Here is a 19,163-nt window from a genome sequence, read left to right as displayed (position 1 = left end):
GGAGAGGTTATTCTGGCTTGATGTTGAAACTTGGCGTGGATTTTGGCCTTTCCAACACCGATGCGGTGCTGCTCGAGGGTGAGACCATCCTGGCGCACCAGACCATCAAAACCGGGCCAGCCAGCAGCGAGGCCCTGGCCGCCGTGTTGCAAAGCCTGGACGTGCGGCCCGCCGAACTCCGCACCATTGCCAGCGCGGGCGGTTTGTCACGCCGCCTGCCCGATGCCTTCGAGGGGATTCCCATCCAGAAAATCGGCGAGGCCCAGGCGGTGGGGCGGGGAGCCCTGCGGCTGGCGGGCCTGGACGAGGCCCTGGTGGTCTCGGCGGGCACCGGTACGGCCATGGTTGCCGCGCGGGGAAGCGAAGCCCAGCACTTCACAGGCTCGGCGGTGGGGGGTGGAACCTTGCTGGGTTTGTCCCGGCTGCTGCTAGGGACTGCCGATCCCCTCGAGGTGGCCCGCCTGGCTGAACGGGGTAACCCCAGCGGCGTGGACTCCACGCTGGTGGACGTGATTGGCGGGGGCATTGGACACCTGCCCCCCGATGCCACCGCGGTCAACTTTGGTCGGCTGGTAGACGGAACCAACCCTACCCGCGAAGACCTGGCCGCCGGCCTGGTGACGCTGGTAGGCCAGGTAATTGCCATGATTGCCATCAACGCGGCGCAGGCCGCCGGGCTCAAGCAGATGGTGATTGTGGGCCACCTGCCCGACTTAGCGCCTGTGCGTGAGGCCTTTGAGCGGGTCTGGTACTTTTACCAGATTGAGCCCAGGCCCCTCATTCCCCCCTTGGCCGGCTGGGCCACGGCCTACGGGGCGGCGCTTTTGGCGCAGGACGTTTGACACAAAAACCTGTCGTAAACTGAAACCATGAAACCCCCCGAGGGCTTCTGGGCCCACCTAGAAGACGACAACAACTACGACAACCTCAAACTGGTTTTGTCGGATGGAGTTGGGGAGGAGGTGCTGTGGCTCTCGGCGCTCGAGCTCGCTGAGGGTCTGGCCCATCTGGAGGAAGACGACCTACTCGACCCCAACGAGTCGGCTTGGTCGCACGAGTCGGTGGAGGCTCTCGAAACAAGTATTTCGGCCTATAGCCCCATCCAGCACCACCCCCGCCTCGAGGGGGCTTACCGCGCGGCCCAGGTCGAGCTCTATAGCCCACCGGGCCTCCTGCTTTTACGCCGGGTGGTAGAGGAGGGGGGCGATCTGCTGGAGATCACCACCCCCAACGGCTCGGTCTACACCTTTGTATACGACCAGGTTCGTGCCTACTTGCGCCCGCTGCTGCCCCACTGATACCGGTTCCGCTTGAACCCTTCACCTTTGGATGTAAAAGGTGAGGGATTCAAGCCGACCGAAGGGAGTAAGAATGCGTATGAAGCAAGCCCGCAATCCAAAAAAAGAACCGACCGATAGCCGCTATCGGTCGGTTTGTGCACTATAGAGCTAGGGCTGGGGAAAGAGCCCAAAAGTGGCGAGCCAGTCCAGGTCGTCTTTTCTGTCAATACGATAGACGCCGCCCGTACCGGCGCAGTTGCCGTTGATGCCAAAGGAGGTGACCCCGCCTATCACGTTGGAGTCCCCGATGAAGTTGGGGCCACCCGAGTCGCCAAAGCAGGTGCCGCCGGTGCTGGCGTTGTTGGACAGCAGGATGGAGAAATCGCCGGTGAAGCCCGTATTGATCTGAACCAGATGCGGCCTTGCCAGCATGCGTACACGTGCGGCTTCGACAAAGACCGGATTGATTCGTTGCAGGCCATAGCCCACCGCGGTAAAGGTGGTGTTTTGCAGGCCGCGCTGCCGGGCCAACCGGTCGAGCACGTCCTGTCTGGGCAGGGCGCCGTACTGGCTCATTAGCATGGGCCGGTTGGCATCGAGTACGACCATCCCCAGGTCGTAGCGGAAGAAAGCGTTGGGGTTGTACTGTGGGTGGGTATAGGGCGTGCCACCGGTCTGGCCGGTGAAGGGGAAGCCATTGCCGGGCCTGCCTGCGTCTACGTCGGCATCAAACCAGATCTCAACCTTGGCCGCGGGGGGTTCAGTGCAGTGGCCGGCGGTGAGGAAAAGCGTAGGAGACATCAGCGTCCCGCTGCACCGCCACAGCGGGTTTCCATTCGCGTCTTGAGCGACCATCAAGCCCACATAGGGGTGGCGGTTGCCGTCGAGTTCGCCGTAGGTGATTTGCGAGGAAACCCCTTCGCTCGAGGTGCTCTGCATGGAACTTCCACACGCCGCGAGGGCCAGGGCCAGCACCGTGAGTAATGTCAACCGAACGAGCTGCTTCATACGACCTCCCGATTTGATTGTCCCAAACATGGATGGGCTCACCTAGCATAAATCCAAAATGCTCACATTAACGAGAAATTACATCATTACCTGGTGTTACAGGCCGTGCTTCCAGAGCGAATGCGCCCGATTCGCACCAACTTCGTTAAGATGGGCCCATGCGCATTACCTCGACGGCCAACCCTCGCATCAAGGCTGCTGCTGAACTCAAAGAGCGCAGGGGCCGGGAGCGAACGGGTACGTTTTTGATTGAAGGTTCGCGTGAGATTGAACGGGCGTTGGCGGCGGGCCTCGAGGTAATCGAAGCCTACTGCGGCGAGCACCTCAGCCCCGAAGAGGCCCGCACCGTTGCCGACCTGTCTCGAGGGCTTGGCCTGGAGGTGCACGAACTCTCCGAAGCGGCCTTAAAGAAAATCAGCAGCCGCGAGCACCCGGCCGGGGTGGTGGTGGTGGCCCGGATGCCCCGGCCCTCCCTTGCGACCTTCCACCCTCCCAAAAACGCCCTGCTGCTGGTCTCGGTGGGGCTGGAAAAACCTGGCAACCTGGGGGCCTTGCTGCGCTCGGCCGACGCCGCCGGGGCCGATGCGGTACTGGTGGCGGGTGGGGTAGACCTCCACAGCCCCCAGGTCATCCGCAACTCCACGGGTGTGGTGTTTTCCCTGCCCACCTTTGCCGCCCCCGAGCAGGCCGTGCTGGACTGGCTACTGCAGCATAATATCCCCATAGTAGCCACCACCCCGCACACCCACCAAACTTACTGGGACGTGGACCTGCGCGGGCCTGTAGCCATTGTGCTGGGCACGGAACACCAGGGATTGAGCCAAACCTGGCTCGAGCGGGCCACGCTAAAGGTCAAGATTCCCATGCAGGGCCAGGCCGATAGTCTTAACGTCTCGGTAACGGCAGCCCTGATGTTATACGAGGCCCAAAGGCAACGCCGAAATTGACCTAGCCGACCCTATCAGCTAGCCGCTGCAAGATACGGCTGATCCCAAACCGACTAAGCCCGTCAAAGCCGACTCCGGCTGCTCAGAAAAACCGAGAAGCCCTGTGGATTACCTTATTTTTGACCCCAGCTTGACATAAGTAGACTCAAGTGTCTTAGGTCTTCTTGCCCAGCCCTCTTGACATTCTTATGGAAAGACCCGAATAATATAGAGCTGGGTTGACACTCAAAACCCACGACTGTCAATAAACCCTGTAAGGAGGAAATTCTATGGCAACCGCAACCATGCTCAGACCCCTCGGTGATCGTGTGGTGGTCAAGCGCATCGAAGAAGAAGCCAAGACCAAAGGGGGCATCGTGTTGCCCGATACCGCCAAGGAAAAGCCCCAGCGGGGCAAGGTAATTGCCGTGGGCAGCGGGCGGGTGCTAGACAGCGGTACTAAAGTGCCCCTGGAAGTGAAAGTGGGCGATACCGTGGTGTTTGCTAAGTACGGCGGCACCGAGATCGAAATCGACGGCGAGGAATACATCATTCTCTCCGAGCGCGATCTGCTGGCTGTTTTGTAAACCGACAGAAGTCGTTTATTAAGGGTGTTTTGAAAGGAGCAGAACCATGGCGAAAATGCTAGTTTTTGATGAAGCTGCACGCCGTAGCCTCGAGCGCGGCATGAACGCGGTAGCCAATGCTGTAAAAGTGACCCTGGGCCCCCGCGGGCGTAACGTAGTGCTGGAGAAGAAGTTCGGCAGCCCCACCATTACCAAGGACGGGGTCAGCGTAGCTAAGGAGGTTGAACTGGAGGATCACCTCGAGAACATCGGCGCCAAGCTGATGATCGAGATCGCCTCCAAGACCAACGACATCACCGGTGACGGCACCACCACCGCCACCGTGCTGGGCCAGGCCATCGTGCGCGAAGGTCTGCGCAACGTGGCCGCCGGGGCCAACCCCCTCGACCTCAAGCGCGGCATTGAAAAAGCCGTGGAAGTGGCTATCAAGAACATCCAGGAGCTGGCCGTTCCTGTCAACGATCGCAAGGCCATCTTCGAAGTGGCCAGCGTATCGGCCAACAACGACGCCGAGATCGGTAACCTGATTGCCGATGCCATGGAGAAGGTGGGCCGCGAGGGCGTCATCACCGTTGAGGAGTCCAAGAGCCTCGAGACCGAGCTCAACTTCGTGGAAGGGTATCAGTTCGACAAGGGCTATATCTCGCCCTACTTCGTCAACAACCCCGACGCGATGGAGGCCCAGCTCGATGAGCCCTTCATCCTGATCACCGAGAAGAAAATCAGCAACGTGCGCGAGTTGCTGCCGGTGCTCGAGCAGGTCGCCCAGACCGGCAAGCCCCTGCTCATCATTGCCGAAGACGTCGAGGGTGAAGCCCTGGCGACCCTGGTGGTCAACCGCCTGCGCGGCACCCTGAACATCGCTGCCGTCAAGGCTCCTGGCTTTGGTGACCGCCGCAAGGAGATGCTCAAAGACCTGGCGGCCATCACCGGTGGTACCGTGATCAGCGAGGAGCTGGGCTTCAAGCTGGAGAACGCTACCCTCTCCATGCTGGGCCGCGCCGAGCGCGTACGCATCACCAAAGACGAGACCACCGTGGTGGGTGGTAAGGGCAAGAAGGAAGACATCGAGGCCCGCATCAACGGCATCAAGAAGGAGCTCGAGACCACCGACAGCGAATACGCCAAAGAGAAGCTGCAAGAGCGCCTGGCCAAGCTGGCCGGTGGCGTGGCCGTGATCCGCGTGGGCGCTGCCACCGAGACCGAGCTCAAGGAGAAGAAGCACCGCTACGAGGATGCCCTCTCCACGGCCCGCGCTGCGGTAGAGGAAGGTATCGTGCCGGGCGGTGGTGTGGCCCTGCTGCGCGCCGTGCCCGCCATCAAGAACCTGATCAAGGAGCTCGAGGGTGATGAGGCCACCGGTGCCAAGATTGTGCTCCGCGCCATCGAAGAACCCGCCCGTCAGATTGCCGCCAACGCCGGCTACGAAGGCAGCGTGGTGGTCAACAACATCCTCAGCAAGAAGGATAAGAGCTACGGCTTCAACGCGGCCACCGGCGAGTACGGCGACATGATGGAGTGGGGCATTGTAGACCCGGCCAAAGTGACTCGCACTGCTCTGCAGAACGCCGCTTCCATCGGCTCGCTGATCCTCATGACCGAGGCTGTGGTGGCCGAGAAGCCCGAAGAGAAGAAGGCCCCTGCTGCACCCGCTGGCGGCATGGGCGGCGACATGGACTTCTAATCGTAGCATCCAAAACGTTCTTACCCCCTCTTCTTGGAAAAGGAGAGGGGGTAATCGCTTTCGCGGGATTCAATCATACGCATTTCGGCAGTATCGTTCACTTTTGAAAGCCCAAACGATACTGCCGAAATGCTTTTCTACTCCCTTCGGTCGGCTTGAATCCTTCACCTCTGACTACGCATGGCGGTGAAGGATTCAAGCGGAAACGGTATCAGAGACTGTCTTAATAGCCTCCCTCATGCTATAGTCACGCATGGAACTCAGAGAAAGCCGCTACCCCAGCGATCTGACCGACCAGGAATGGGCCATACTGGCACGCCTGATGCCCCAGCCCTCCGCCGCCCCCCATCGCCCCCGGGAGAATCCCTGGCGGGAAATCCTGAACGGCATCTTCTACATCACCCGCGCCGGCTGCGCCTGGCGCATGATGCCCTATGACCTGCCCCACTGGAAAACCGTCTATCACTACTTCCGTTTGTGGCGCAAATCGGGTTTTCTGGAACAGATACATACCACCCTGCGCGAGAAAACCCGCCGTAAAGCAGGACGCCTGCCCGAACCCAGCGCGGGGATTCTGGATAGCCAGAGCGTGAAGACCTCGGGAAAAGGGGGGTCAGGGGGTATGACGCGGGCAAGAAGGTAAAGGGGCGCAAACGGCATCTGCTGGTGGATACACAAGGGCTGGTGTTGGGAGTCAAGGTGCTGCCCGCCCACCTCACGGATGCGGAGGGCGGGCGAGAGGTGCTGGAGGGGGCCAGGGGGCTGTCGAAGCGGTTGTCGCATCTGTTTGTGGATGGGGGGTACAAGCGCAGGTTTGAGGAATGGGTTCGGCGCACCTTGGGCTGGACGGTGGAGGTGGTGCGCAGGCCGGATGCCAACTTCCGGGGTATTTGGTGGCCTAAAGACCAGCCTCTTCCGGAGGACTTGGAGGAGGAAGTGCGGAAGAGGACGCGGGGGCATCGGGGGTTTGTGGTGATTCCCCGCAGATGGGTGGTGGAGCGGACGTTTGCCTGGCTGAGCTTCAATCGGAGGCTGAACCGGGACTATGAGCTTCTACCTGAGAGCTCAGAGACCTTCATCCACACAGCGATGATCCGGCTTATGGTCAGAAGATTGGCCTCCTAGAAAGTATTAAGACAGTCTCTTATTGGGGCTTCGTGAAGCGCAATTCACCCCCCTTGGTCAGAAGGGTGTTCGACCCTTTGCTAACGTACTAACCGAATTTGGTATAAAACCTGGCAGATTTTCGTATACTTAAGACGTCAAGGGCTTTTAGCCCTGTTTATATATGGATAAAAAAGACCGTCCGGTGTACATCATTTCGGTTGCCGCCGAACTGGTGGATATGCATCCCCAGACCCTGCGTCTGTACGAGCGCAAGGGCCTTATTCAGCCCAAGCGTTCAGGCGGCAAGACCCGGTTGTACTCCGAACGCGACGTGGAGAAGCTACGGGAGATTCGCCGCCTGACCCAGGAGCTGGGGGTGAATCTGGCCGGGGTGGAGGAAATTATGAAACTGCGCGACGAGCTATGGGCGCTCGAGCAGCGGTTTCGCGAGGAGGCCGAGCGGCTCAAGCAGGAGCTGGGTGAGAAGCTCGAGGCCCTCAAGACACCCCCGGCCCTACCACCCCCCGGCGAGCCCAGAAGCAAAAAGGCCGATGATAAGGAGCGGCCCGTCTATATCATCTCGGTGGCAGCGGAACTGGTGGGCATGCACCCCCAGACCCTGCGGCTGTATGAGCGGGAGGGTTTGGTAGCCCCCAGCCGCACCTCTGGCAAAACCCGCCTCTACTCCGAACGCGACGTGGAGAAGCTGCGGGAGATTCGCCGCCTGACCCAGGAGCTGGGGGTGAATCTGGCAGGGGTTGAAGAAATCATCCGCCTGCGCGATGAGCTGGACATCCAGCAGAACCGGCTCGAGTCCGAGATCGCCCGGCTGCGCCTGGCGCTTTTGCGCGAGCTAAAACCGGAAAAAAGCGACCAGAAGAGGGCTAAGTCTTCGGCGGGCTAGCGCAGCCTGAGCGGCAGCCGCAGGGCATAGGCCAGCCCCACAAACACCAGCAAGCCCGCCAGCCCCCCCAGCGCAAGGGGCAAAATGTTGTGCAAAAAGAAGGCCGGGACGCCAAACTGAACTGCCACCAGGTAGGCCACCCCCCCCGCGGGGGCGGCAGCCAGCGCGGCCCTGGCGGTTATACCCCATACCTGGGCTGGCCGCACCATCTGAAAAACCTCTAGCCGCCGGGCATAAACTGCCAGGCCCAGCCAGCCGGCCACCCCGGTAGCCAGGTTGAGCATGAACAAGCCCTGCTCCCGCAGCAGCCAGTAGCCCAGGGTGTTGAGCAGGGCCACCAGTACCGTCACGCTAACTGCCTGGCTTACCTGGCCCACGGCATAGAAGCCCCGCAGCATGAGCTGGTTCAGGCCCCAGGGGAGCAGCGCAAAGCCCAGCGCCATCACGGTCTGGGTGGTATAGGCCCGGTTGGCCGCGGAGAAATTGTCGGTAAAAGCATAGAGTGTGCCCACCATCCAGGGGGCCAGCGCGACCAGCAAGGCCGAGGCAAAAGCCAGGGGCACCACCAGCCGTGCCATGATGCGGAAGAGCAGCTCGCGGGCGGCGGCCACCTCGCCGTTGCCGGCCAGGGCGGAGAGCCGGGGAAAGGCAGCCATGGCCGGCGAGACCGCCAGCAGGCCCAGTGCCGTGGTAAAGAGCAGCTCGCCGTTCTGGAAGCCGGTCACGGCGGCGGTGGGGTAGGCGGCCAGAATGCTAAGCAGTATCAGGTTCAAAAACTGCCGCACCGAGGTGGTGAAGGCGAAGGGGCCAATCCGGCCCAGGGCGGTGCGGAAGGCCGGGTGCCACCTGAACTCGAGGCCAAAGCCCTTGAGGGCGGGTAGCTGCACCAGGGCCTGCAACGCACCCCCCACCGCCACCGACAACCCAAGGGCCACCACGCTACTTGGAAACAACAGCATTAGAGCAATGGAACCCACATTGAAGGCAATGGGGCTGAAGCTGGTGACACCGAAGCGCTCGCCCGATTGCAGCATCGAGGAAAACAGCGAGGCCATCGAGATCGAGAGCAAAAACGGCATCACCAGACGAATCAGCAGCACCAACTGCTCGAATACTGCCGGGTCGCGCAGGGGGCTGGGCTGGGTCAGCGAAAGCTCGGCCAGCCAGAGCAGGGCGCTGGCAATCTGGGGGGCGAAGAGGAGACCCAGACCCAGAATCACCAGATTTACCCCCAGCAGAAAGGCCCCAAAGCGTCGGGCGAATATGCGGGCTTCCTCGGGTGGAAGGCCGGTTAGCACCGGAATCAGGGCGTTCTGGATGGCCCCCTCGGCCAGCAGCTCGCGCAGCAGGTTGGGAATGCGGTAGGCCACCCAGAAAGCGTCTTTTATAACGTCTGGGAGGGGTAAGTTGGTCAGAATGGTCTGGCGCACCTGGCCCAGCAGGCGGCTTGATAGGGTGCCGGCCATAACCAAAAAGGTGTTGCGAAGGATGCGTGACATAGGGAAGGGCCTCGAGCCTCCAATGCTTCCAGGGTTATACCAGACTGGGCAGTATCGTTCACCTCGGCAAGCCTAAGCGATACTGGCGAGATGCTTTTCTACGCCCTTCGGTCGGCTTGAATCATTTAATTGCAGATGGCGGTGAAGGATTTGAGCGGAAACGGTATGGTTCAGTTTCTAGACGAATAAGCCGGTAAGAGATGGTGCGGTTTATACTCCGCGGAGTCAATCAATCCCTCCAGCGCACACGGCTCCCCGCGGGCGACTTGGAGACCTCCAAGCGCGCGGGCATTCGCTCGGCCAGGGCTTCGACGTGGGTGACGATGCCCACCAGGCGGCCCTGGCTCGGCAGGGCTTCCAGCACCCCGGCCACCTGTTCCAGCGTTTCGGCGTCGAGGGTGCCGAACCCTTCGTCCAGAAACAGCGCGCCGATTCGGCCCCGCGAGAGGTGCTCGGAGAGTGAGAGCGCCAGGCACAGGCTGGCCATGAAACTTTCGCCGCCCGAAAGGGTGCGCACCAGCCTCAGGGCCTCGGTCCAGCGGTCGAACACGAAGTAATCGCCCTCCTCGAGCCGCAAGGTATAGCGGTTGTGCGAGAGCGACTGGATGAGTTCGGACGCCCTGGAGAGCAGGCCCGACTGATAGCGCTCCAGCAAGAAGTCCTGGAAGCGGTTGCCCTTGAGATCCTGCTCGAGCTGCTCCCAGAGGTCGGTTTGTTTGTCCAGGTCTGCTTTCTCTTTCTGGGCCTGGCGCTTACGCTCGAGCTGCTTTTGCAGGCGCTCGAGGTCGGATCTCTTGCTGCCCAGGTGTTGTTGGGCTGCTTTGAGGGCCTCTTTTAGCTCGGCCAGGCGCTGCTTTAGTTCGGCCACCTGGGCCGCGTCCACCGGCTCCTGGCCCTGTAGCTTTGTTTCTAACTCCTTGAGGTCGCGGGCTATCTGGGCCCCCTCGAGCTCGTGTTCCTGTACCCGTTTGCGCAGGGCCGCCGCCTCGGCTGGGCTCAGGCGGGCCGCCCGGACGGCCTCGAGGCCATCGAACCGGGCCTCGCGCCAGAGGTTCTCCACAATCTCCTGCTGCCGGGCCAGGCCGCCTTCCAGCACCCGCACCACCTCGGTCTGGCTCTGGACTTTGCCCCTGGCCTCGGTCAGGCTGGCCTCGGCCTGGGCGATCTGATCGGCCCGATCCTGGGCGGCTTTGAGTTCTTTCAGAAGCTGCTGCTCGTGGGCCGCTGGGGTCTGGCCGCCGGTTATGGCGCGGATTTCCTGGGCCAGTCCGGCCAGGCGCTGGGTACGCTCTTCCCGAACCTGCTCGAGGCTGCCCAGCGCCCGGCTCTTTGCTTCCAGGTCTGCATTGGCTCTGCTGGCCTCATCGGCCTCGGCTTGCAGGGTTTGCACCTGTGATTGTAGCTTTGGCAGTTGCTCGTTCAGATCCTCGAGGCGCTTCTGTACGGCTTTGTAGTCGGCCCGCAGCTCGGTGAGGGTGGCCTCGAGGGCCTCTACCTGGGTCTGCAAACCCTGCAGGTCGGACAGGGGCGGGGCCGGAGGCAGGGCAGCGACCGGATGGCCGCAGAGGGGGCAGGGCTCACCCACCTTGAGATGGGGGTGGTAGTGCGCGATGCCCTGCCGGAGTTTTTCGCGCTCGAGGTTCGTTTTAGCTTCTTCCAGCTCGGTTTTTTTGCTCTGGCCCAGGTCTTTGAGGCTCTGGAGCTTGTTTTCCAGTTCCGCGCGCTCGGCCTGGGCTTTTTCCGCTTCCCGAAGAGCGGCCTGCAGGCGGGCCTGGGCCCGTTCGGCCTGGGTGCGGGCTGTGGTGAGGTCGGCAAACAGCCGCTCGGCCTCGCGCAACTGCTCGAGGCGGTCTTCGTCGAAGGGCAGCGGGCTGGGGTGGTGCAGCTCGAGCTGGCCCCCATAGCGCTTGAGGCGGGCCTCCTGGTCTTTGAGCAGGGGTATCTGGGCCAGGCTGTGCTTGAGCGTCTCCAGGCGCTCGGGATCGAAGCCCTGGCGCAGCGTCTCGAGCAGGGCCTCGAGCTTTTCCAGCGCCGACTGGTGGGCGCTCAGGGCACGCTGGGCCTGCTCGAGCTCGCCCTGGCCGGCCAGAAGGGCCTCGACCTGGGGCCAGATGCGCTCGGCCTGCTCGGCGCGTGCGAGTCTGGCGGTGGTTTCGGCGATGCGGGGCTGCTCGCTTTCCCAGGTCTGCTTGCGGCGGCGCAGGGCCTCGAGGGCTGTAAAAAGCTCCAGGCGCGTTTCCAGGGCTTTTAGGGTCTGCTCGAGGCTTTTCTCCTGGCGGCTCAGCTCCTTCTCGCTATTCTCCAGCGCGGCAATTTCCTCTTGCAGCGCCGCGATGCGCTCCTCCTCGGCCTCGGCCAGGGTAGCCAGCTCCCCTTCCAGGCGGGCTTTCTGCTGGCTCAGGGCCGCGAGGCGGGCCGCCGCCCGTTCGCGCATGGCCTGGAGGGCTTCCAGGCCGTACAGCTTGATGAGGGTCTCGCGGCGCTCTCTGGGCGAGCCGCGCAAAAACAGGTCGAACTGGCCCTGGGGCAGCAGGATGGCCCGGGTAAAGGTCTCGTAGTCCATGCCCAGAATCTCGGCCAGCTTGGCGTCGAGCTCCCGTACCTTCTCGGAAGCGGGATGGGTTTTCCACTGGTCTTGCTGGAGGTACTCGAGGCGGTTCTGGTTCTCCCTGCCCACCACCCGCACCACCCGCCAGACCTGCTCGCCCATGGCAAAGGTCAGCTCCACCCGGGCCGAGTCGGCCTGGGGGTGCTTGAGGTCTTTGAGGCCGCTCGAGCCGATGCGCGGGGTGGCTTTGTAGAGGGCGTAGGTAATGGCGTCGAGCAGGGTGCTTTTGCCCGAACCGGTGGGGCCGGTAATGGCAAACAGGCTCACGTCATGGTCGAAGTGGATGGTTTGGGCTTCGGCATAGGGGCCAAAGCCATCGAGGAGCAGTTTGAGGGGTCTCATGGCAACGTTCAGTGCGTGGGTGCGTGGGCTTCTTCGTAGACCTGCCGGAAGGCCTCCAGCAGCTCGGGGCTGGCTTCCCTGGCGGTGGCGGTTCGGCGGTACTCGGCGTAGGCCTCCACCCAGTCCAGGTTTTCGGTGTCTACCACGGCGGGGCCTTTTATTTCTGCCTCGGGGGTGTGGAACTCGACCTCGAGCAGATCCGGCAGCTCCCTGAACAACCGCTCGCGCAGGGCGGCGTTGCCGGGGCCCTCGATCACAATTTTGCTGTAGCCAGGAAAAGCCCGGATCTCCTCCCAGCGGCGATCCAGGGTCTCGCGGCTCAGCCGGAAGGTTTTGAGCGGCTTGCCCCAGCGCGCCCGCACCGGATGAACCAGGGGTTGCCGGCCCGGCTCGAGCTCCACAATCAGGGCCCCCTGGTGGCTGTTCTCGCTTTCGCCAAAATCGAGCTGGATCAAGGAACCCGCGTACCAGGCCACCGGGGCCTCGGAGACCTGCTGCTGGCGGTGCAGGTGGCCCAGGGCCACGTAGCTCAGGCTCAGGGGAAAGGCGCTTTTGGGGATGGCGTAGCTGTTGGTGGTGTGGAAGGTGAACTCGCCGCCCCCAAGCTGGCCCCCCTCCACGGTCAGGTGTGCCATCAGCAGGTTGAGGTCGGCACTGAAGCCGGTCGCCAGGTTCTTCAGGATGAGTTCCAGGCTGTGGCCGTAGGTTCGCTTCCAATCCGCGCTATCGCCCTGCAGCAGGTCGCCGGCCCGAACCAGCCGGCGCTCTGACAAAAAGGGCAGCAGGGCCACGCTGGCGCCCAGGGCCTCCACCACCCCGCCCTGCTCGGCAAAGCGCAGGTTGCCAAACACGGTGGCCCCGGTCAGGGAGAGCAGGGGCGAGAGGGCCTCGAGCCGCTCGCGGCTGTCGTGGTTGCCGGCAATCACCAGGGCCGGAACCCCCAGCTCGCGCAGGCCCAGAAAAAACTCGAAGGCGGCGGCCTCGGCCTCGGTGGACACCACGCTCCGGTCGAACAGATCGCCCGCTACCAGCACCAGCTCGATGCGCTCCGAGCGCACCAGCCCCAAGAGCGCCTGCAAAGCCTGCCGAATTTCCGGGGTTCGTTCCCGTCCTTTGAGCACCTTGCCCAGATGCCAGTCTGCTGTGTGCAGAATACGCATGGGCTGATTGTACTTTTACCTGCCGGTTTTGGGTATTGTGTTTGCCAGGTGCCCTACTAGTAATTTTCTGCGTCCGGGGGCTCCTACGTTAGCAGCGCTCAGGCCACCGCTACGGGCTTTTCGGCAGGTTGCTGGGCCAGGGCGGCCTTGGTGCTCTCGATGGCGACCTCGATCATGTCGTCGGTGGGTTCTCTGACGGTGAGCATCTGGAACTTGAAGCCCAGCCAGCGGAAAAACCTCGAGAGGGGGTCGTGGTGGGCGGCGGAGTAGCGCAGCACCTCGAAGGAGACCGCGGCCACCACCGGAATCATCAGAAGGCGCGGGAAAATCCAGTACCAGGCCACCGTGAGGGGCGGGAAGAAGCTGTACACAAACACCCCCACCACCGCGGTAAAAGCGATGAAGCTGGTGCCGCAGCGGGGGTGGTAGGCCGGCTGGGCCCGCACGTTTTCCACGGTGAGCTCGAGGCCCTTCTCGTGCGCGGCGATGGCCTTGTGCTCGGCCCCGTGGTACATGAAGAAGCGCTGCATATCCTTCATGCGTCCGATAAACACCAGATAGCCAATCAGAATGGCGGTCTCGAACAGCCCGGCCACCACGTAAAACAAAAAGCGGAAGCGCTCCTCGTCCACCAGCAAACCCGCCAGCCGGGCCGGCAGCCACACAAACAAAGCCAGGCCGATCACCAGCGAGACCGCCAGGGTGCCGTACATGGCCGCCCCCGAGACCTTCTCGTCTTCTTCCCCGGCCAGTTCGGCGCTGCGCGACAGCGACTTGTAGGAGATGCTCATGGCATCCCACAGCGCCACCACGCCCCGGATGAGGGGCAGCCGGGCCCAGGGGTACTTTTTGGTCAGGGCCTCTTCCTCGTGTCGCTCGACGTGAATCTGCCCGTTGGGCAGCCGCACCGCCAGGGCCCAGGCGTCGGCGGCCTTCATCATCACGCCCTCGAGGGCCGCGCTACCCCCTAGAGCGGCCTGATTGAGAAAAAAACCCAGTTTGCGGAAAAGTTTTATGCCGGGTAATCCAAACTTCATCCGAACCATCTTAGCGCATTGGCGCAATCGCACGACAGAAGGGGATGAGAAACAGCTCTATCGCAAAATGGCCCGCACCGGCGCGGCGTCGGCCCCCTCGAGCTTCAGCGGCAGGCAGACGAGTTCGTAGTCGCCCGGGGCCACCCCCTCCAGGGCCAGCCCCTCCACGATATAAACCCCGGCCTGGGCAAAGGCCTTGTGGGCCGGCAGGTCTTTGGAGGTGAGGGGGTCTACGCTGGGGGCGTCGGTGCCGTAGAGCCTGACACCCTGCGCGGCCATGTACCCGGCGGCCTCGGGCAGCACGTGCATAAAGGTGTGGGGGAAGCTCGGCCAGATACTGGGCTGTCCGGTGTAAAAGAGGGTGCGCTCGGCGAGCTGGATGGTTTTGAGGAAGTCGGCCGTGAGGGCTTCCTGTCCACGCGCATCCACCACCCGGCAGGGGCCTATGAGCACCTCGAGCGGGACGGTTTCCAGCTTGCCGCCGTCGTCCACGTAGTGCCAGGGGGCGTCGAGGTGGGTGCCCAGGTGGGTGGTGGTGGTGAGTTTGCCCACGTTCACGCTGTCGCCGCCCGCGATTCGCGCGACCAGCTGGTAGCTAAACGGGGTATCGCCGGGCCATACCGGCACGCCAGGGTAGATGGGGCGGGAAATGTCGATCATGACCCGATGATACGCAAAATGTGGTGCTCGAGGGCCTCCACCGCCTGCCGGATGCGCCACTGGGCTTTGTCGCGCACGCCGGCCATGTTCGATACCGCCCGTAGCTCGGCCCCGGCCAGGCCCAGCCACAAGCAGGTCTGGGCAAAGGCGGCCCCCTCCATGTTCTCGAGGTCGGCCTCCCATTTGCGCGCGAGCTGGTGGGCCTCGGTGGGGTTCTCCGAGACCAGGTCGCGGGTCAGAAACTGTTTGCCCGGCAGGCCCAGTTTGCTCTTAAGTTCGTCCGTGAAGGCTTTGTCCAGCGGAAAGCGGTTGTGGTAGGGCCTGGAGGCCACCACCAGGCTGGGGAAGCCCAGGCCCTTCAGGCCCCCATCCCGCACGCCCAGGTCGGCCTGAATCTCCCGCTCGGCCAGGGCGCAATCGCCTAACTGCAAGCCCGAATCGGCATAGGCCCCCGCAATGCCAAAGAGCAGCACCCGCTCGAACCTGCGCCGCTGGACGAAAGCGGCCAGGGTGGCGGCGGTGTTGACCTTGCCAATGCCGCACTCCAGCCAGACCCAGCCCGCCCCGCGCAGCCCCGCGCGTCCGTGAAAATCGAACTTCTGGCCTTTGAGGAAAGCAGCTTCAAATCGGGTCGGACTTAGTAACAATAGGCTCATGGGTCTCCTCAGAAGGCGCGAAAGCGCTTACCTTTGCGCAACTCGCTCAGGCGATAAAAGGTGCCACGCCAGACCAGCCCACCCTGCCGCTGGGCGACCCAGGCGGCGTGGAGGGCCGAGTAGACCAGAATCAGCGAGCCGATGGGCCAGGCCAGTGCGGGAGCCAGGGCCTGTTCGTTAAAGCGGCTGGCGACGACGGCGGTGTAGAAACTCAGGATCAACAACGCGACGGCCAGCCAGGGGTTGACCGCCAGAGCCAGAAAAGGACTCATCTCGAGGAGCAAGAACACCAAAGCGAACGCCCCGATGCCTGGCGGGCTGTAGTTGCCCACGCTGGCCAGCCAGACCTTCTCGGTGCCGCGTAGCATCTGGGCGAAGTTCTCGTACCACAGCACCCCTACCGTGCCTCGCCCGTGGACCAGCGACTGCCTGGCCCCGGTGCGCTTGAGCATCAGGCCCAGCCCCACGTCGTCACCCACTTCCATGCGCAGCCACTCGAGGCCGGGGGTTTTCTCCAGGGCCTCGCGCCGCACCAGGTTGAAGGCTCCCATCCCCGCCGAGGTCTTGCTTTTGGGGTTTTCGACCGCCCAGTAGGGCATCGAGACCACCGGGACCCGCGAGAACAAGGCCACCGCCACGTCCAGCCAGAACGACCTCGAGTGCAGGTGGGGGATGACGGCCAGGTGGTCGAGGCCCCGCCGGAGCGCGTAGGCCACCGCCTTGCGCAGCGTCCCGGGGGCGAAGTGCACGTCGGCGTCGCTGAACAGCAGCCACTCGCCACTGGCGGCCCGCACGCCCTGGTGCAGCGCGTTCACCTTGCCCAGCCAGCCCTGGGGCAGCTCGCGGACGTGCAGCACCCTGATGCGCGAGTCGCCCCCGGCCATCCGCTCCATGACCTCGCCGGTGCCGTCGGTGGAGCGGTCGTTGACCAGGACGAACTCGAGGTGGGGGTAGTCCTGGGCCAGCTTGCTGGCGAGGGCGGCCTCGAGGGTGTCGGCCTCGTTGCTGGCCGGGACGATCAGGCTCAGGCGGGGGAGGCGGGGGGGCTCGGCGGGGTGCAGCTCGCGCAGGGCGGGCATCAGGCGCAGGTTGAGGGCGGCGAACGCCGCGTAGGTCAGCCAGTAGAGGAGCGCCACGCCCAGGAACAGCCACACCAGCCAGGAGAGCATCGGGTACAGGATACCCCAGCGGCCCCCGGCCGGGGGCCGGCGCGCTATACTGGTTCGCGCATGGCCCACCCTGAGAGCGCTTCAAACGCCCGCCGAAGTCATCGCCGATGTAAAAACCAGGATACTGACCGGGTGAAACCCCAACAGCGCCTCTTGCCCCTGGGACAGTTGACTGAGCCGGTTGCTGAGCCTGCCGAAGCAGTCGAAGCCAGCGGAACGAGGCTCGGAGGATCGGGGTTCCCTTCGACAGGCTCAGGGAACGCCGCTAGTCCACTACCCTGAAACCCAGGGCCTCGGCCCGCTCCACGAAAAACTGGATGTTTTCGCTTTTGGTCTCGCCGCCCAGGCTCTTTCGCTCATAGGCCTTTTCGGCGGCCAGAATCATGGTCTCGGCCAGGCAGGCCGGCACCGCCCCCTCGCCGAAGTGCAGGTCGAGGTTGCCGGTCATGGCCCCCGGCGGCCGCACCACCCCACCGGGAATCACCCGCACCCCCGGCACCTGCTTCACCGAGGCGTCCACGTCGGGCGGTACGCCTTCGTCGTAGATCCAGGCACCGGGCTTGACGTGCTGGGGGAAGATAACCGGCTGGGGGTCGGAGGTGGCGGTGAAGATGAGGTCGGCCTCGCGGATGGTCGATATATCGGTGCTCACGATAAGCTGGGGGACGGGCTGGCCTTTGCGCTCGAGGTTCTGCTTGAGTGTGGCGGCGCTTTTCTCCAGGCGCTCCTGGTTGCGCCCCACCAGAATCAGCTTCCCAACCAGCGGCGCAATCTGCCGGGCAATCCCAAAGGCCACCACCCCGTTGGCCCCCACCACTGCCGCGGTGGCCTCCTGAAGGCGGCGCCCGGACTGCTCGAAGTGGGCCAGGATGCCCGGTATGGCGGCCTTGACGGTTCCGGCGGTGTAGGCCCCGCCGTTGGTCACCTCGATCTCCGGTACGGCCTCCTGCACCATCCGGCCCTTCTCGCCCACCACGCTCCAGAAGGCCCCTAAGCCCACCACCGTGCAGCCCAGCTCCCTGGCCAGCCGGGCCCCCTGGATGGCCCGCTGGGTGGCCAGCTCGGGCTTGCCGGTAATCTGGTGGGGCAGCAGGGGGGCCGAGATCAGGTGGCAGCGAATCTCCCGCCCGTCGGTGGTCTTAACCCCGCGCAACTCCCCCACCTTCATGGGCCGGATGGCCTCGGCGAGGTTTTCCACCAGGCTCTGGGAGATGAGGCCCCGCTCTACCAGCGGTCGGGCCCAGCGGAAGCGGGGGCTCTGGAACAGGTCGTCCACCGTGAGGGGATGAATCATGAAGGCGCAGACCACCTGCTTGTCTGATGGCAGCGGTGGTGGTTCGCCCAGGCGGGGCTCGGTGCCTTCCAGCATCCGCCCGATGTTTTCCTTGTAGCGCCAGAGCGCGGCTAGGAGCAGCCCCCAGGCCGCCAGCCTGGCCCAGCCGGTAATCGGCTCGAAGGTGAGCAAAAGGGCCAGTGTGCCGGGGATGGTCAGGGCAGCCAGCGAGGCGTACCGGCTGAATAAGAGGCTCAGGGCCGCTACCAGCAAGACCACCAGGGTGAGCAGGTAGGAGAGGCCGCTCAGGTACAGGCCCAGCACCACCCCCACCAGCACGCCCGCACCCCGCCCCCGCAGCAGGGTTCCCTGAGCCAAAAACCGGGGAGGGTAGAGGTGGCCCAGATAGACCAGGAACGCAAAGATTACCGCCCAGGAGAGCCCAAACTGCCCTCCTATCCAGACCGCTAGCAGCCCCTTGAGAAAGTCCAGGCCCCAGGCCAGGAGCACCGGGCCTGGGCCCAGGTGTTCCAGGGTGTTCTCGAGGCCCAGGTTATAGGCCGAGGCCAGGCGGGGATCCTGGCCGGTCAGGCGTCGGATGGCCCAGTAGCCGAGGGGCAGCGCGCCCAACAGGTAGGCCAGGGTTGCCAGTACAAAAACCATCGGCACAACCTTACCAGATTTACCCAGGGGCGAGGAGGGTGGCTTGCGCTTATCCTACCCTCTTCCACACCGCCCAGGTGCGGTGGTGTCCGTTCATCCAACCCTCGGCCCAGGCCCGCAGGTGGAGGCCCTGGGGTGGGTGCAGGAGTTCACCTTCCTGCCAGTAATGTGCGGCCTGGCTGCCGCGCCGCTGGGCTTCTACTACCGTAAAACCCTCGAGGAGCACCAGACCGCCGGGCATTAGCCGCGGGGCGAACAGTTCCAGCAGCGGGCGGTGCAAGAAGTACGACTTGACAATACCAGCCAGCGGGCCTGGGGGCAGGCTGGGGGAGGGGGCTTCCAGGTTGGCCTCTATGGCCCAGACCGGGAGCTGCTGGCGGGCGGCTTCGCTTTGCACGAACTCCAGGGCCACCCGGCTTTGCTCGAGCAAAATCACCGGATGCCCCCGCCGAGCCAGAAAAAAGGCGTTGCGGCCCATGCCACCGGCCAGGTCGAGCACCGGCCCTGCCGGAAGCCGGTGGGCGTAGGCCGCTACCACCGTTGCGGGCTGGCTATGGGACGGCTGGCTCAGGTAGTGGGCGTCCCAGTCTTTGGACATGG

17 protein-coding genes are annotated in these 19,163 nt (G+C 63.7%); 7 read left to right on the top strand and 10 right to left on the bottom strand.

The window, feature by feature from the left end:
- Nucleotides 1–20 precede the first annotated feature (20 nt).
- Both Q0X18_RS10545 and Q0X18_RS10540 read left to right on the top strand, forming a co-directional pair.
- Nucleotides 21–842 carry a Fumble domain-containing protein gene (locus Q0X18_RS10545; RefSeq protein WP_297562070.1) on the top strand — a complete coding sequence of 274 codons (822 nt, stop codon included), beginning with the start codon at nucleotides 21–23 and terminating at the stop codon, nucleotides 840–842.
- Nucleotides 843–869: 27 nt separating this feature from the next.
- Nucleotides 870–1,298 carry a hypothetical protein gene (locus Q0X18_RS10540; RefSeq protein WP_297562068.1) on the top strand — a complete coding sequence of 143 codons (429 nt, stop codon included), beginning with the start codon at nucleotides 870–872 and terminating at the stop codon, nucleotides 1,296–1,298.
- A 150-nt stretch (nucleotides 1,299–1,448) separates the two neighbouring features.
- Here the strand turns inward: Q0X18_RS10540 and Q0X18_RS10535 are convergent, their stop codons facing one another.
- Nucleotides 1,449–2,288, bottom strand: coding sequence for a trypsin-like serine protease (locus Q0X18_RS10535; protein WP_297562065.1), 840 nt, complete (start codon nucleotides 2,286–2,288; stop codon nucleotides 1,449–1,451).
- A 158-nt stretch (nucleotides 2,289–2,446) separates the two neighbouring features.
- Between Q0X18_RS10535 and Q0X18_RS10530 the strand changes: the two genes are divergently transcribed.
- The 5 genes from Q0X18_RS10530 to hspR all read left to right on the top strand — a co-directional run bounded on the left by Q0X18_RS10530 (nucleotide 2,447) and on the right by hspR (nucleotide 7,496).
- Complete coding sequence (locus Q0X18_RS10530; RefSeq protein WP_297562063.1) at nucleotides 2,447–3,235, top strand: RNA methyltransferase; 789 nt, start codon at nucleotides 2,447–2,449, stop codon at nucleotides 3,233–3,235.
- A gap of 284 nt (nucleotides 3,236–3,519) precedes the next feature.
- Nucleotides 3,520–3,801 carry a co-chaperone GroES gene (gene groES / locus Q0X18_RS10525; protein WP_374707529.1) on the top strand — a complete coding sequence of 94 codons (282 nt, stop codon included), beginning with the start codon at nucleotides 3,520–3,522 and terminating at the stop codon, nucleotides 3,799–3,801.
- A 46-nt stretch (nucleotides 3,802–3,847) separates the two neighbouring features.
- A complete protein-coding gene (gene groL / locus Q0X18_RS10520) occupies nucleotides 3,848–5,485 on the top strand; it encodes a chaperonin GroEL (RefSeq protein ID WP_297562058.1) in 1,638 nt (545 codons plus the stop codon).
- A gap of 253 nt (nucleotides 5,486–5,738) precedes the next feature.
- Nucleotides 5,739–6,610 (top strand): IS5 family transposase gene (locus Q0X18_RS10515; protein WP_297562055.1). Its coding sequence is split into 2 segments (ribosomal slippage): nucleotides 5,739–6,087 and nucleotides 6,087–6,610, totalling 873 coding nucleotides; the frame shifts between segments, so codons are not numbered across the junction.
- A 163-nt stretch (nucleotides 6,611–6,773) separates the two neighbouring features.
- Complete coding sequence (gene hspR, locus Q0X18_RS10510) at nucleotides 6,774–7,496, top strand: heat shock protein transcriptional repressor HspR, fused homodimer type (RefSeq protein ID WP_297562051.1); 723 nt, start codon at nucleotides 6,774–6,776, stop codon at nucleotides 7,494–7,496.
- Here the strand turns inward: hspR and murJ are convergent.
- The 9 genes from murJ to Q0X18_RS10465 all read right to left on the bottom strand — a co-directional run bounded on the left by murJ (nucleotide 7,493) and on the right by Q0X18_RS10465 (nucleotide 19,161).
- Nucleotides 7,493–8,995, bottom strand: coding sequence for a murein biosynthesis integral membrane protein MurJ (gene murJ / locus Q0X18_RS10505; protein WP_297562048.1), 1,503 nt, complete (start codon nucleotides 8,993–8,995; stop codon nucleotides 7,493–7,495). The two genes, hspR and murJ, sit on opposite strands and share 4 nt — an antisense overlap.
- A 229-nt stretch (nucleotides 8,996–9,224) precedes the next feature.
- A complete protein-coding gene (locus tag Q0X18_RS10500) occupies nucleotides 9,225–11,945 on the bottom strand; it encodes an SMC family ATPase (protein ID WP_297562040.1) in 2,721 nt (906 codons plus the stop codon).
- A gap of 8 nt (nucleotides 11,946–11,953) precedes the next feature.
- Nucleotides 11,954–13,105 (bottom strand): exonuclease SbcCD subunit D, encoded by a 1,152-nt coding sequence (locus Q0X18_RS10495; protein WP_297562037.1) that lies wholly within the window; start codon nucleotides 13,103–13,105, stop codon nucleotides 11,954–11,956.
- A gap of 98 nt (nucleotides 13,106–13,203) precedes the next feature.
- Complete coding sequence (locus Q0X18_RS10490; RefSeq protein WP_297562034.1) at nucleotides 13,204–14,142, bottom strand: DUF1385 domain-containing protein; 939 nt, start codon at nucleotides 14,140–14,142, stop codon at nucleotides 13,204–13,206.
- A 57-nt stretch (nucleotides 14,143–14,199) separates the two neighbouring features.
- Nucleotides 14,200–14,802 (bottom strand): cyclase family protein, encoded by a 603-nt coding sequence (locus Q0X18_RS10485; RefSeq protein ID WP_297562032.1) that lies wholly within the window; start codon nucleotides 14,800–14,802, stop codon nucleotides 14,200–14,202.
- Nucleotides 14,799–15,458: a futalosine hydrolase gene (mqnB, locus tag Q0X18_RS10480; protein WP_297562029.1), complete on the bottom strand. Its 660-nt coding sequence runs from the start codon at nucleotides 15,456–15,458 to the stop codon at nucleotides 14,799–14,801. Before mqnB ends, Q0X18_RS10485 begins: the two co-directional genes overlap by 4 nt.
- A gap of 8 nt (nucleotides 15,459–15,466) precedes the next feature.
- Nucleotides 15,467–16,627, bottom strand: coding sequence for a glycosyltransferase family 2 protein (locus tag Q0X18_RS10475; RefSeq protein ID WP_297562026.1), 1,161 nt, complete (start codon nucleotides 16,625–16,627; stop codon nucleotides 15,467–15,469).
- A gap of 265 nt (nucleotides 16,628–16,892) precedes the next feature.
- Nucleotides 16,893–18,563 carry a glycerol-3-phosphate acyltransferase gene (locus tag Q0X18_RS10470; RefSeq protein ID WP_297562024.1) on the bottom strand — a complete coding sequence of 557 codons (1,671 nt, stop codon included), beginning with the start codon at nucleotides 18,561–18,563 and terminating at the stop codon, nucleotides 16,893–16,895.
- A 49-nt stretch (nucleotides 18,564–18,612) separates the two neighbouring features.
- Entirely contained in the window at nucleotides 18,613–19,161 is a 549-nt protein-coding gene (locus tag Q0X18_RS10465) for an SAM-dependent methyltransferase (RefSeq protein WP_297563070.1), read from the bottom strand.
- Nucleotides 19,162–19,163: the final 2 nt, after the last annotated feature.

The organism is Meiothermus sp. (genome assembly GCF_026004075.1).
In the GTDB taxonomy this organism is placed as follows: Bacteria; Deinococcota; Deinococci; order Deinococcales; family Thermaceae; genus Meiothermus.
This window is presented reverse-complemented; position numbering and strand designations above follow the sequence as displayed.